Below are 12,283 nucleotides of genomic sequence, written 5' to 3'. Positions count from 1 at the left end.
ATACTATTTACTTTTTACTAGCAACAATAGCAACAAAAGAAAAAATATAGATCTTAACACCCCTGAAAAGTGCGTAAAATCAATATTTTTGGGGACTGGACACCTCGCTTTGTGAGGAAAGCGCCAGCAACACACCAGCAACAGATTCAGAGGACACATTGGAACTACACAATGGAACATCGCAGGCCGCTTTTGTGGGAGCCTATTTGTGGGCATGGGCAAAGGCGGCCTGCTTTGTGATACATGAAAGAGAGGACAGAACATGAGTAAGATTATTACCTGTGAACAGGTCAGCAATGGTCATCCCGATAAGATCTGTGACCAGATCGCAGATGCCATCGTGACCGACATTCTCCAGCATGACAGGAACGCCCGTGTGGCAATCGAGTGTCTGCTGAAAAAGAGCCAGCTTTTTATTGCCGGCGAAGTCACTACCGATTATCGGCCAAACTACAACCAGATCGTTCACGATGTGTTCAACCGCATCGGTGCTGAAAAGCTGGGCTGGAACCTGACCGAGCTTCTCCGCATCGGCATTCTGGTGGACAAGCAGTCGCCGGATATTGCAATGGGTGTGGACAAGGGCGGTGCCGGTGATCAGGGCATCATGTACGGCTACGCCACCAACGAGACGGCAGAGCAGATGCCGATTCCGTACATGGTCGCCACCAAGTTCCTGCAGTTGCTGAAGAACCATCCGTCCAAGATGTTTCGAGCAGATGCCAAGGCGCAGGTCAGCTACGATTACGACACCGGCCGAATCACCACCTTCCTCTGCTCCGTGCAGCACAGCCCGGATGTGGAGGTCAGCGACTTCCGGCATATCATCGAATCCATGATGGTGCTGGCCGCCTGCGAGTACGGTCTGGATGGTGACTTCACGAAGCTGGTTAATCCGACCGGTCGTTTCGTGCTGGGCGGCAGCTATGCTGACTGTGGTGTGACTGGCCGGAAGCTGGCGTGCGATACCTACGGTGGCATCGGTCGCATGGGTGGCGGTGCTCTGAGCGGTAAAGACCCCACCAAGGTGGATCGCTCCGCAGCATACATGGCTCGGAAGATCGCCAAAGACATCGTGCAGGCGGGCTACGCTGACAAGTGCGAAGTCCAGCTGGCCTACGCTATCGGTGTGATACAGCCGGTGGGTGTGGCTGTGGAGTGCTTCGGTACGGAGCACCAGTCCCTTGACTTCATCGAAGCCTACGTCCATGACAGCTACGACCTGACCCCGCAGGGTATCATCAAGCGGCTGGGACTGCTGGATGTAGATTACAACAAGGTCAGTGCTTACGGTCACTTCGGTAAGGCTGGGCTTCCGTGGGAGGACTGACCTATGCCGTACAGACCAAAGACACCGTGCCATCACCCCGGCTGTCCGGAGCTGGTCGAACCCGGCCGGCTTTACTGTGAGAAGCACCTGCCTCTCCACCCAGAAGCCACCCGCCCGGCAGCGAAGCGTGGATACAACAGACGGTGGCAGAAAGCCAGAAAGTCGTATCTGGAAGCCCATCCGCTGTGTGTGCAGTGTGCCAAGAAGGGCAAGTACGTCCGGGCAACGGTGGTGGATCACATCATTCCGCACCGTGGTGACCAGAAACTTTTCTGGGACCAGAACAACTGGCAGTCGCTGTGCAAGAGCTGCCACGATAAGAAGACGCTGACCGAAGACATCAACCCGACCTACACCTACTGACACCCCCGCTGGGGCCGGGGTCACTTCTCTACGGTGAAGTCACACGGAGACCGGTGCGCCCTTTTCTGTGAAAAACCGCAAAATTGATAGGCCGGGGGTCAGAGGATTAACGGCGCAAAATGAAACAGGAAAATGTACAGGCATCGGAGCTTCGGTTCCGGTGCCATTCTTTTTCCCCGAAATGAACCAAAGTGTGTGAAACCTCTTGTAAACAGGGAGCTTTCGCACATTTTAGCTTGTTCCGGGAGGAACAGGGGCGAGCGGGAATCGGCCGCCGCAACAACGATCCAACCTGGCGGTGCAGTGCCGATTTCCACTTCGCTGCTTTTCGTATGTATTTTGAAATTTTTCTAAGAAACCGCCGAAGAAACGGCGAAAAATGAGAGTGAGGTGAGGGCGGATGGAAGATTACACGGCTGAGATGATCAGGGACATGGCGTTTTCCTTCTGCCCTCAGTGCGGTACGGCAATCGTACCAAACCATAAAGGCAGACCACGGAAGTTCTGCTCACCGGAATGCCGGTCACGGTGGAACAACACCCATCCAAAGCCGGAGAACTGGAAGACCGTGCGGTCGAAGATCTGCCCGGTGTGCGGCAGGGAGTTTTCCTACCGGCACCAGTATGGTCTGGAACGGAAATATTGCAGCCGTGCCTGTGCAAACAAAGGACGCTGGAAGGAGGGCGATGCAAATGGAAGAACCGCTGAACATAGAACGTGATGTGGTAAAGAACGGTGTCCGGCTGGACTGTGTGTTTGAGGGCTATGAGTACCGCCCGGAGAGAGAAGAAGTCCGAAGCCAGCGGCTTGCCGGGTTTGAATGTGTGGAGATCGCAGAAAACACAGGGCTTTCTTTGGAACAGGTCACAGATTACTGCCGGGAACTGGGTCTGCCGGAAACGGGGAGCTGCCAGTTACAGCCACCGGATGGGTCGGGGGAACGGCGCTGTCCGGTTTGCGGACGCATTCTCGTACAGAGAGGAAACAGTGGTCGGAGACGGTTCTGTTCTCCGGCTTGCCGGGAGGAATATTACAGGCAGCATAAGCCTTTTCGGATCGCGGTCTGTAAAAACTGTGGAAGGGAGTTCCATGCCGTAGATGAAGGAAAACGGCAGCGGAAGTTTTGCAGCCTGAATTGTTATTGGGATTATCGATACGGGATGAAGGGAGTGGATGAGGGTGAGTAAGATTATCGGTGTGTTTCCGATGTTCAACACCGGGGGTATCTGTGTACATGCGATTGACGATGCGGAAGATAAGGTCCTGGCATCCGTGAACGGGGAAAACCCGGAATGGTGCGAGATGGCTGAACAGCCGCAGGAAGATGGAGATGAGATGGAGTCGGGCTTTTTGTTCGGCTCCTTTTTCGTGCCGTTCTCCGGGGTCATGCGCATGTGAATCTGAATTAGGAGGGCTTACATGAAAGCGACTGCTGAACTGAAGATGCTGCCGGTGTCCGTACTCAAGCCGGCCGCATACAATCCCCGGAAAAAGCTGAAGCCGGGGGATAAAGAGTACGAGAAGATCAAGAACTCCATCACGGAGTTCGGGTTCGCAGATCCTTTGGTGGTCAATGCCGATAGGACAATCATCGGTGGCCACCAGAGATTGACCGTAGCGATGGAGCTGGGCTATACCGAAGTGCCTTGTGCGGTGGTGGACATCGACAAGACCAGGGAAAAAGCCCTGAACATTGCGCTCAACAAGATCACGGGTGCATGGGATGATGCCCTGCTGGCCGACCTTCTGAAAGACATCGAAGATTCCAACTTCGATCTTGGCAAGACCGGCTTTGAGCCGCCGGAGATTGAGACGCTGTTCAACAAAGTCCACAGCAAAGAGGTCAAGGAAGATGACTTCGATGTGGAATCCGAGCTGAAGCAGCCATGCTTCTCCAAAGAGGGTGACCTTTGGCATCTGGGAAAGCACATCGTTCTGTGCGGTGATTCCACCAAAGCAGAATGCTACGACACCCTGATGGACGGAACCAAGGCAAATATGGTCCTTTCCGATCCCCCTTATAACGTGGATGTGGAAGAGACGGCCGGTAAGATCATGAATGACAACATGAGTGATTCGGAATTTTACCAGTTCCTTCTGGCAGCGTTCCAGCAGATGCACGGTCATCTGGCAGATGATGGTTCCATCTATATCTTCCATGCCGATACCGAGGGTTTGAATTTCCGTAAGGCATTCAAGGATGCCGGGTTCTACCTGTCCGGGTGCTGTATCTGGAAGAAGAATGCGCTGGTGCTGGGACGCAGTCCTTACCAGTGGCAGCACGAGCCGTGTCTTTACGGCTGGAAGCAGAAGGGAAAACACCAGTGGTATTCCGACCGGAAGCAGACGACCATCTGGGAGTATGACCGGCCGAAGTCCAACAAGGACCATCCGACCATGAAGCCCATCGGCCTGATGAGCTATCCGATCCGCAACTCCACCATGACCAACGGTATCGTTCTCGATCCGTTCCTGGGCAGCGGCTCGACCCTGATCGCCTGTGAGGAGACCGACCGTGTGTGCCGGGGCATCGAGCTGGACCCGAAGTTCGTGGATGTGATCGTGAAGCGGTACATCGAACACAGCGATGGTCACTACGATGATGTGTTTGTTGTCCGTGACGGTCAGAAGCTGAAGTTCGAGGAAGTGGCGACCTTCGAGCCGGAAAGCGAGGATGCTGATGCCTGATGTAAAATGCGTCCTCATCCATGACAACTTCCAGAATTTCAAGTCTTATAACATCCCCAAGGCGCAGCTGGTGATCGCAGACATTCCGTACAACATCGGTACAGATTTCTATGCCAGCCGGCCGGACTGGTATGTGGATGGCGACAACAAAAACGGGGAGAGTAGCAAGGCGCGGAAGGCGGCATTCAATACCGATTTCACCTTCAACATTGCAGAGTATTTCCACTTCTGCAACCGCCTGCTGAAGAAAGAACCCGGCACAGGAGAGAAGGATGCGCCGTGCATGATCGTGTTCTGTGCGTTTCAACAGATCCCGAAGGTGATCACCGAAGCAGAGAAATACGGTTTCAAGAATTATATCCCGCTGGTGTTTTGCAAGAACTACAGTCCGCAGGTTTTAAAGGCCAACATGAAGATCGTGGGTGCAACGGAGTATGCTCTGGTTCTGTACCGGGGAAAGCTCCCGAAGTTCCGTAATCTCGGTGAGGACGGAAAGCCCCATATGATCTTCAACTGGTTTGACTGGAAGCGGGATGGCAGGGAATATCCGAAAATCCATCCTTCCCAGAAACCGATCTCCGTGCTGAAACGACTGATCGAGACCTTTACAGATGAGGGCGATGTGGTCATTGACCCCTGCGCCGGCAGCGGCTCCACGCTGAGAGCAGCAAGAGAACTGGGGCGCAACAGCTACGGATTTGAAGTATCCAGAGACTTTTACCAGAAAGCAAATGAGCAGATGCTCGGAGAGGAGGTCGCCGGATGAGCACAGAACAGAATAAGACTTTGACCCTCGGCAGCCTCTTTGATGGCTCCGGGGGTTTTCCATTGGGCGGTCTGTTGACCGGGCAGATCACTCCGGTGTGGAGCAGCGAGATCGAGCCGTTTGCCATCCGGGTCACGACCAAACGTCTGCCGCAGGTGAAGCACTACGGAGATGTGTCTGCCATCAGCGGAGCAGACCTGCCTCCAGTGGACATCATCACTTTTGGGAGTCCCTGTCAGGATATGTCCATCGCCGGTAAGCGGGACGGTCTGGATGGTTCACGGTCCAGTCTGTTTTACGAAGCAATCCGAATCGTGAAGGAAATGAGGTGTAAGACCAATGGAGAAAAACCAAGATTTATCGTGTGGGAGAATGTGCCAGGGGCCTTCTCCTCAAACAAAGGGCAGGACTTCAAAGCAGTCCTCGAAGCCGTCATCGGTGTTAAAGAACCGGCCGCCTCGGTGCCTGCGCCTGAGAAGAAAGGATGGCCCGATGCCGACTACTATGTGGGAGACGGATGGAGCGTCGCGTATCGAGTTCTTGATGCACAGTGGTGGGGCGTTCCCCAAAGAAGAAAACGTATCTACCTTGTCGCAGATTTTGCAGACCAGAGTGCCCCAAAGGTACTATTTGAGTCCGAAGGCGTGTCTCGGTATTCTGCGGAGGGCTTCCGTGCGTGGCAAAGAGCTGCCGCCGGTGCTGAAAGCGGCACTGGAGAGGCAGGCTGTAACGGAGCAGGAGGACGGATCTGTCTGAACGACCAGGGCGGCAGGCAGATGGATGTTTCCAAAGATGTGACCGGAACCCTACGGGCAGAGGAGCATGGGCATCAGCCGTGTGTTCTGGAAGCCGCCGGTTTTTGTACCGAGCATTCCGCAGATGCCAGAAGCATCGGATACGAGGAAGAGCGGTCACCGACCCTCCGAGCTGGTGTTGTGCCTGCCGCCATCGCACTGGAGAATCATCCTGCTGACAGCCGGGTGAAGATTTCCGAGGACGGTAAGGTGCAGACACTGACAAGCCGGTGTGGTACGGGTGGCGGCAATGTCCCGATGGTCATGGATGCTGTTGAAAATTCAGTGGAAAGCTCGGTGAAAGATGTTGAAAACTCCCCGGCAGTCACACTGAAAATTCGCTCCGGTTGCGAGGGCGGCGGGAAGGGAGCCATCTGGCAGGAAGAAAAGTCGGCCACCCTCGGCTGCAACAACGACCAGACACTGTTCGTTCCGAAATGCTATGGCGTCTGTTCCAAAGCCAGCCATTCCATGATGTCCGATAATCCGCACAGCGGTTTTTATGAGGCCGAAACTTCCCGGACACTGGACCGCAGCGGCGGTGACCCGACCTGCAATCAGGGCGGTATCTGTGTGGTAGAGCCGGTCGCCTTTACCCAGAACCAGAGGGATGAAGTCCGGGATCTTGGAGAAAAGTCAGCGGCACTGGCAGCAGATCCGGGGATGAAGCAGCAGACCTTTGTGGCACAGCCGGAAGATGTGACAGTCTTCCATGTGAACCAGCGCAATGAGCTGATCGATCTGCATGGTAAGTCCGGCGCTTTGATGGCGACCCGGAGTGACCAGATGCAGACCTTCGTCCTGCAGGGCAACATGATCGGCCGCAAGGATGAGAACGGTCCGCAGGGGGATGGTGTCAATGAGGATGTCTGCTTTACACTGGATGCCACTGACCGCCATGCAGTCTGCGCACCGGAGGATGTGTATGCCATGACCACCGGCTCCTATATGCAGGTGGCAAAAGAAGTCGCACCGACCCTGATGGCACGGGATTACAAAGACCCGACCACCATCGCACCGGTACCGCATTTGAACGAGGGTGTCATGGGAACGGTGGCAACCGGGGCACATCCCAGCGGCTTCAACGGGCAGGATGCTTTCAATGACCGTCTGGTCATCGACAATCCGGAAGCACAGCCCGCACCTGTGACCTATACAGTTCGCCGTTTGACACCGACCGAGTGTGCCAGACTGCAGGGCTTCCCAGACTGGTGGTGCAGAGACCTCGGAACGGAAGACCCGACCGAAGAAGAGCTGGCATTCTGGGCAGATGTGTTTGAAACGCACCGTAAGATCGTGACCCATGCCAAGAAGCCGAAAACGGAGAAGCAGATCCGGAAATGGCTGGCTGACCCATATACGGATTCGGCCGAGTACCGTATCTGGGGCAACGGCATTTGCTTAGCCAACGCATTCTTTGTTCTGGCCGGCATCGCATGGTGTGCAGGTCTGGAAGAATAAACTGGCCCGCTATATTACTAGGTAGAAAGCGACCTGGTGATATGGTGGGCTTACATATTGGTCCTATTTACACAACAGATTTTGCGGTCCCTTGTGTAAATGGTCGAACATGAAGAATATCGGGAAATGGCCTTGCTATTCATCCGGTTTAGAGTGATATATGTGCTACCGAAAAGAACATCGGGATGCACAAAAACAAATGAACGAGAAGGAGCGATGAATCATGTTGAAATTTAAACTGAACGTAGCCGAGCGCAAGACCCTCGCAAAACGCATGGAGGAGCTGACCGGCATCCACCCTTACTATACCAAAGCACCTCTGTATTCTTACGACATCGGGAGCTACACCATCGACCGGAATGGCAACCTTCTGGTCGAGCCGGAGAATGCAGATGCCGAGCTGCTGACGACCCTGCTGAATGAGGGACTGATCCGCGGTGGCGAGAGCATTGAGAGCACGGATGACCAGATGGAAAACACGGAGCCGACCGACCATTTGGAAGAGGATCCTGTGACCGAGGATACCGAAGCAGAGACGGAGGTTTTGGACGAGCAGGAATCTGAAGATGAAAGTACCACAGAAGGGAACGAACCTGCGGAAGCCGAATCCGAGGAAGCATCGGAGCCGGATAATGCGGCAGAGGATGAGCCGGATGCAGAGGAGCCGGAAAGCGAGGAGCAATCAGAAGCAGAAGACCAGCCGGAAGAAGTGCCACTGGACTTGGAGCTTGCATTCCCGGTCAGCCAGCACAATGGTGTCACTCTCCGCAACCTGGTCAACCTTCTTTACAGCCGCGGCAAGCTCATCGGCAAGGCGACTGGCGGACACTTTCATGTGGAAGAGGGGCTGGTCGAGAAGCTGAAGGACGATAGCTGCACCTTTGCCATCATGAACTTCATAAACGCGGTCAGCGACTATGAGGCTGAGCATGGTGCTGCACTGGAAGGCCTGAAGATCACCACCGAGAAGGTCATCTTCACCGGCTTCCCGACTGCATCGGACCACGAACACCTGACGGCTTTTGCACAGCTGGCGGTGCTGATGAACCAGCAGGCGATCAGCCAGAAGCGCATCCAGGCAAAGGATGTCAACGATGAGAATGAGAAATACGCACTCCGCACATGGCTCCTGCGGCTGGGGATGAACGGTCCGGATTTCAAAGAGACACGCAAGATCCTCATGGAGAACCTTTCCGGCCATGCGGCTTTCCGCACGGATGAGGAAGCACAGAAGTTCCTTGCAAGGGAAAAGGCAAAACGGGATGCCCTGAAAGCCGCGAAACTGGCGGCACAGAACGGCGATCCTGCCACAGGGGAAACGGTCGCACCGGATACGACCCGGCCGACACAGCCCGACTGTGGGGCAGACACGGCGCAGATGCTGGAGGCGGGAGCGTAAGCTCCCAATCCCCCAATGGGGGCCGGAAAATATGCGAGACCCTCTTCCATTGTACCGATATTAGCTCTGAAAATGTACATTATCAAGCGGATAAACTGCAGAAATGTACACGATCATTCTGCCTTATATTTGTCGAATATATGTTCTTTTATATCCTTGCTATTATCCGCACCTGACGGTAATATGCACATACCGAAAGGGAAAACAAGGAAAAAACAAAGGAGAACATACCATGAACGATAAAACAAGAGAGCAGATTGAAGCCATGAAGAACCAGACCATCGGAGTTGAGATCGAGATGAACAACATCACCAGAGAAAAAGCGGCAAGAAAGGTCGCCGAGTACTTCGGAACCAGAGCATGGAACGCCGCCGGCGAGTACGGATATTACAGCTGGGCTTGCAAGGATGGACAGGGCAGGGTTTGGAAATTCCAGAGGGATGTGAGCATCTACGGACCGGACGCAGAAAAATGCGAACTGGTCACCCCGATCCTCACCTACGACGACATCGAAACCTTGCAGGAAATCATCCGGCTGCTCCGAAAGGCAGGCGCAAAGAGCGGCCCAAGCCGCGGATGCGGAGTCCACATTCACATTGGCAAAGGCGACCACACCGCAAAGACCATCCGCAACCTTGTGAACATCATGGCGGCGCACGAACAGCAGATCGGCAGAGCCATCCGGATCGATGCAGGGCGCACCGGACAATATTGCCAGGTGGTCAACCATCGCTTCCTCGACCGGCTGAACCGCGAGAAGCCGACCACCATGCACAGGCTGGAAGACATCTGGTACGAAGGCAACGGTTCCAGCTGGGAAAACCGGAATGCCCACTACAATTCAAGCCGGTACCATATGCTGAACCTCCATGCCACCTTTACAAAAGGGACCATTGAATTCCGCCTTTTCCAATTCGCAGACCCAGCGGACGGAAAGTGCAACGGACTGCACGCCGGTGAGATGAAAGCCTATATCCAGCTTTGCCTCGCAATGAGCCAGCTTGCCAAGATGGTCAGGACGGCAAGCCCAAAGCCCCAGCAGACCGACAATGAAAAGTATGCGATGCGGTGCTGGATGCTGAGGCTGGGATTCATCGGGGATGAATTTGCAACGGCAAGGGAGATCCTTCTGCGGAACATGGAGGGCAACGCATCCTGGCGGAACAAATAAGCCGGGATGCACGGGCACCTTTTGGGCGGGCAACCGCCCTTGAGGTGGTAGAAGGAGGTGCAGGTTTATGAAAAGCACGTTAAAAAATGAAAACACACCGGGTGGCAGAACCTTTAAGGTGACCATCACCGAGACCTACCAGAGAACGGTGACCATTTATGAATCCGAGATGAAAGAGCCGACCGTGGAGGAAGCACAGCGTGTGGCAGAGGACTGGTGGCAGGACAGCCAGATCGAGCTTGGGACAGAGGATTTCCAGGGCGTGGAATTCACTGGCAGGGAGGACGGTGAGGCAGATGTTTGAGTTGATCAGCCGAGTCCCATCCAGATATTATCTTGCCTACGGAAGCAACCTCGACATGGAGCGGATGGGAAAGAGATGCCCCTACGCTGTGGTGGTCGGCACGACCGAGATCAAGGGCTACCGGCTTCTGTTCAAAAAGAGCAAGACCGGCTGCTATGCCACCATCGAGCAGGATGCCAATGAAAGCGTACCTGCGGTGGTCTGGAAACTCTCGGAATACGATGAACTCCTGCTGGACCGGTACGAGGGCTGCCCACGATACTACTACAAGAAGCAGTTCCAGCTTCCGGTCTGGAACCTGAACGGGAACCGCATGAAAAAGGCAAAGCCCTGCATCGCTTATGTGATGCACGAGGACCGGCGGCTTGGCTGCCCGGATGCCGAGTATTTTGAACTGCTGCAGGGCGGATACAGCGACTGGGAGTTTCCGCTGGACACACTGAAGCGTGGACTGGCAGCCAGTATCGGAAGGGCGGAAGCCATCCGGTATCTGAAGAAGCGGCAGATGATGTAAGAGTACACGATCAAAAGCAAAAAACATTGTGCAGTATATGATGCTCATCGGCCTTGATAAATCAGGGCAGAAGAGTGATATATACCATACCGCCAGACAAGAGCGGAGAAAACCGAAGGGAGAGATTCAAATGAAGAACAAGAAATATTACATCGCCTACGGCAGCAACCTGTCGGTGGAGCAGATGGCAGACCGATGCCCGGATGCAAAAATTGCAGGGCAGGCGGTGCTGGCCGGCTGGGAGCTTTTGTTCCGTGGCTGCGCCACCATCGCACCGAACCCGAAGAAGAACACGCCGGTTCTGGTGTGGGAGATCTCGGAAAGGGACGAAGGAAACCTCGACCTCTATGAAGGCTACCCGAACTACTACCGCAAGGAAGATCTGAACATCGAACTGCTCCGGGAAAGGGCAGAGCCGGAGATGGTGACCGCAATGGTCTACATCATGGAGAACGACTTCGGACGCCGCGCACCGAGCCGGTATTACTACAAAGTTCTGCATGACGGCTACAAGGCATTCCACTTCCCGATGCACATCCTCGAAGGTGCGCTGAAGGAATGCATGGATAAGGATGCCGCCCAGCGGATGATCGAGGAGGTGCAGGCATGAATTTCGCAGATAAGAAAACGGTCGAGAAGCTGAGAAAAGAGTTCCCGGTCGGATGTCGGATCGTCCTCGATGAGATGGATGACAGGCAGGCACCGACCATCGGAACGCAGGGAACCTGCAACGGGGTCGATGATGCCGGAAACATTTTAGTGAGCTGGGATACCGGAAGCCATCTAAACGTTGCCTACGGCGCGGACAGTTGCCACCGTGTGGCAACGGATGCCGAGGTCAAGGTGTCGCTCGACCGCCTTGGTAAAACGCGACAGACCGGCCCGCGTTGCCCCAGGTGCGGAGCAAAGCCCGACTGCTACGACCATCAGCAGCAGGCACTCAGCCGAAGGGCGGACATCCAGATCTGCAACCGCTGCGGAACGGAGGAAGCATTAGAGGACATTGCATGGGGCGGACAGCAGAAGATGCATCTTGCAGACTGGGCAATCGTGAAAGGGGGCTGGGTCGAATGAAAGTTCTTCTGATCAAACCGATGGAGCATCCGCAGGTGGTGGACATTGAAAACTCTCTGAAAGAGTTCTACCGCATCCTCGATTGCGACTGCATCACAGCCACCTACCCGTGGGAAGAATGCGCCGCCCTGGTCACCGATGACAACGGGCTGTTCACCGAGAAGTCATTCAGCAGATACATTCCAGAGCTGGAGCAGCCCATCAAGGGAAACTTCTTCATTTGCGGATTGGGCGAGGAAGATTTCGCAGAACTGCCCCAGGACCTCATCCGGAAATTCAGGGAACGCTTCTGGGTGCCGGAGGCATTCGTCAGCATGTTCGGACAGATGGCGGTCATCCAGATGGATGACGGAACGAAGCCGGAATAAGATAGCACAATCAGAAAAATACCCTCTCGGCCAGAAAAGACCGGGAGGGCT

The 12,283-nt window shown here is 54.7% G+C and carries 15 protein-coding genes; all 15 read left to right on the top strand.

Translation table 11 applies throughout. The annotated features are described in order from the left end of the window. Positions 1 to 262 precede the first annotated feature (262 nt). The 15 genes from metK to LIZ66_RS03185 all read left to right on the top strand — a co-directional run bounded on the left by metK (position 263) and on the right by LIZ66_RS03185 (position 12,232). Complete coding sequence (metK, locus tag LIZ66_RS03255) at positions 263 to 1,330, top strand: methionine adenosyltransferase (protein ID WP_227200389.1); 1,068 nt, start codon at positions 263 to 265, stop codon at positions 1,328 to 1,330. Between the two features lie 3 nt (positions 1,331 to 1,333). Continuing rightward, positions 1,334 to 1,693, top strand: coding sequence for an HNH endonuclease (locus LIZ66_RS03250; RefSeq protein WP_227200391.1), 360 nt, complete (start codon positions 1,334 to 1,336; stop codon positions 1,691 to 1,693). Between the two features lie 400 nt (positions 1,694 to 2,093). Then, positions 2,094 to 2,414 carry a DUF2256 domain-containing protein gene (locus tag LIZ66_RS03245; RefSeq protein ID WP_173702778.1) on the top strand — a complete coding sequence of 107 codons (321 nt, stop codon included), beginning with the start codon at positions 2,094 to 2,096 and terminating at the stop codon, positions 2,412 to 2,414. Then, entirely contained in the window at positions 2,386 to 2,880 is a 495-nt protein-coding gene (locus LIZ66_RS03240; protein WP_227200392.1) for a hypothetical protein, read from the top strand. Before LIZ66_RS03245 ends, LIZ66_RS03240 begins: the two co-directional genes overlap by 29 nt. After that, positions 2,873 to 3,091 carry a hypothetical protein gene (locus LIZ66_RS03235; protein WP_173858027.1) on the top strand — a complete coding sequence of 73 codons (219 nt, stop codon included), beginning with the start codon at positions 2,873 to 2,875 and terminating at the stop codon, positions 3,089 to 3,091. Before LIZ66_RS03240 ends, LIZ66_RS03235 begins: the two co-directional genes overlap by 8 nt. A gap of 21 nt (positions 3,092 to 3,112) precedes the next feature. Further along, positions 3,113 to 4,381 (top strand): site-specific DNA-methyltransferase, encoded by a 1,269-nt coding sequence (locus tag LIZ66_RS03230; RefSeq protein ID WP_227200393.1) that lies wholly within the window; start codon positions 3,113 to 3,115, stop codon positions 4,379 to 4,381. Continuing rightward, positions 4,374 to 5,147 (top strand): DNA-methyltransferase, encoded by a 774-nt coding sequence (locus LIZ66_RS03225; RefSeq protein WP_173702782.1) that lies wholly within the window; start codon positions 4,374 to 4,376, stop codon positions 5,145 to 5,147. Before LIZ66_RS03230 ends, LIZ66_RS03225 begins: the two co-directional genes overlap by 8 nt. Beyond that, positions 5,144 to 7,402, top strand: a complete 2,259-nt coding sequence (locus LIZ66_RS03220) for a DNA cytosine methyltransferase (protein WP_227200394.1) — start codon at positions 5,144 to 5,146, stop codon at positions 7,400 to 7,402. Before LIZ66_RS03225 ends, LIZ66_RS03220 begins: the two co-directional genes overlap by 4 nt. Before the next feature lie 223 nt (positions 7,403 to 7,625). After that, complete coding sequence (locus tag LIZ66_RS03215) at positions 7,626 to 8,801, top strand: hypothetical protein (RefSeq protein ID WP_227200395.1); 1,176 nt, start codon at positions 7,626 to 7,628, stop codon at positions 8,799 to 8,801. A 232-nt stretch (positions 8,802 to 9,033) separates the two neighbouring features. Next, positions 9,034 to 9,972: an amidoligase family protein gene (locus LIZ66_RS03210; RefSeq protein ID WP_227200396.1), complete on the top strand. Its 939-nt coding sequence runs from the start codon at positions 9,034 to 9,036 to the stop codon at positions 9,970 to 9,972. Between the two features lie 67 nt (positions 9,973 to 10,039). Then, positions 10,040 to 10,276, top strand: coding sequence for a DpnD/PcfM family protein (locus LIZ66_RS03205; protein WP_227200398.1), 237 nt, complete (start codon positions 10,040 to 10,042; stop codon positions 10,274 to 10,276). Then, positions 10,269 to 10,790 (top strand): gamma-glutamylcyclotransferase family protein, encoded by a 522-nt coding sequence (locus LIZ66_RS03200; protein WP_227200399.1) that lies wholly within the window; start codon positions 10,269 to 10,271, stop codon positions 10,788 to 10,790. Before LIZ66_RS03205 ends, LIZ66_RS03200 begins: the two co-directional genes overlap by 8 nt. A 130-nt stretch (positions 10,791 to 10,920) precedes the next feature. Next, positions 10,921 to 11,400, top strand: a complete 480-nt coding sequence (locus LIZ66_RS03195) for a gamma-glutamylcyclotransferase family protein (protein ID WP_227200400.1) — start codon at positions 10,921 to 10,923, stop codon at positions 11,398 to 11,400. Next, positions 11,397 to 11,864 (top strand): DUF4314 domain-containing protein, encoded by a 468-nt coding sequence (locus LIZ66_RS18725; RefSeq protein ID WP_306797061.1) that lies wholly within the window; start codon positions 11,397 to 11,399, stop codon positions 11,862 to 11,864. Before LIZ66_RS03195 ends, LIZ66_RS18725 begins: the two co-directional genes overlap by 4 nt. Further along, entirely contained in the window at positions 11,861 to 12,232 is a 372-nt protein-coding gene (locus LIZ66_RS03185; RefSeq protein WP_227200401.1) for a DUF3846 domain-containing protein, read from the top strand. The genes LIZ66_RS18725 and LIZ66_RS03185 overlap by 4 nt, the downstream gene beginning before the upstream one ends. Positions 12,233 to 12,283: the final 51 nt, after the last annotated feature.

The organism is Blautia faecis (genome assembly GCF_020554845.1).
Lineage (GTDB): Bacteria > Bacillota > Clostridia > Lachnospirales > Lachnospiraceae > Blautia_A > Blautia_A faecis.
This window is presented reverse-complemented; position numbering and strand designations above follow the sequence as displayed.

Excerpts from the sequence above, each read along its gene's own strand:
- LIZ66_RS18725 (WP_306797061.1), top strand. The coding sequence starts at position 11,397 with ATGAATTTCGCAGATAAGAAAACGGTCGAGAAGCTGAGAAAAGAGTTC.
- LIZ66_RS03205 (WP_227200398.1), top strand. The coding sequence starts at position 10,040 with ATGAAAAGCACGTTAAAAAATGAAAACACACCGGGTGGCAGAACCTTT.
- LIZ66_RS03245 (WP_173702778.1), top strand. The coding sequence starts at position 2,094 with ATGGAAGATTACACGGCTGAGATGATCAGGGACATGGCGTTTTCCTTC.
- LIZ66_RS03185 (WP_227200401.1), top strand. The coding sequence starts at position 11,861 with ATGAAAGTTCTTCTGATCAAACCGATGGAGCATCCGCAGGTGGTGGAC.
- LIZ66_RS03210 (WP_227200396.1), top strand. The coding sequence starts at position 9,034 with ATGAACGATAAAACAAGAGAGCAGATTGAAGCCATGAAGAACCAGACC.
- LIZ66_RS03230 (WP_227200393.1), top strand. The coding sequence starts at position 3,113 with ATGAAAGCGACTGCTGAACTGAAGATGCTGCCGGTGTCCGTACTCAAG.
- LIZ66_RS03215 (WP_227200395.1), top strand. The coding sequence starts at position 7,626 with ATGTTGAAATTTAAACTGAACGTAGCCGAGCGCAAGACCCTCGCAAAA.
- LIZ66_RS03240 (WP_227200392.1), top strand. The coding sequence starts at position 2,386 with ATGGAAGAACCGCTGAACATAGAACGTGATGTGGTAAAGAACGGTGTC.
- LIZ66_RS03195 (WP_227200400.1), top strand. The coding sequence starts at position 10,921 with ATGAAGAACAAGAAATATTACATCGCCTACGGCAGCAACCTGTCGGTG.
- LIZ66_RS03225 (WP_173702782.1), top strand. The coding sequence starts at position 4,374 with ATGCCTGATGTAAAATGCGTCCTCATCCATGACAACTTCCAGAATTTC.
- LIZ66_RS03250 (WP_227200391.1), top strand. The coding sequence starts at position 1,334 with ATGCCGTACAGACCAAAGACACCGTGCCATCACCCCGGCTGTCCGGAG.
- LIZ66_RS03200 (WP_227200399.1), top strand. The coding sequence starts at position 10,269 with ATGTTTGAGTTGATCAGCCGAGTCCCATCCAGATATTATCTTGCCTAC.
- metK (WP_227200389.1), top strand. The coding sequence starts at position 263 with ATGAGTAAGATTATTACCTGTGAACAGGTCAGCAATGGTCATCCCGAT.
- LIZ66_RS03220 (WP_227200394.1), top strand. The coding sequence starts at position 5,144 with ATGAGCACAGAACAGAATAAGACTTTGACCCTCGGCAGCCTCTTTGAT.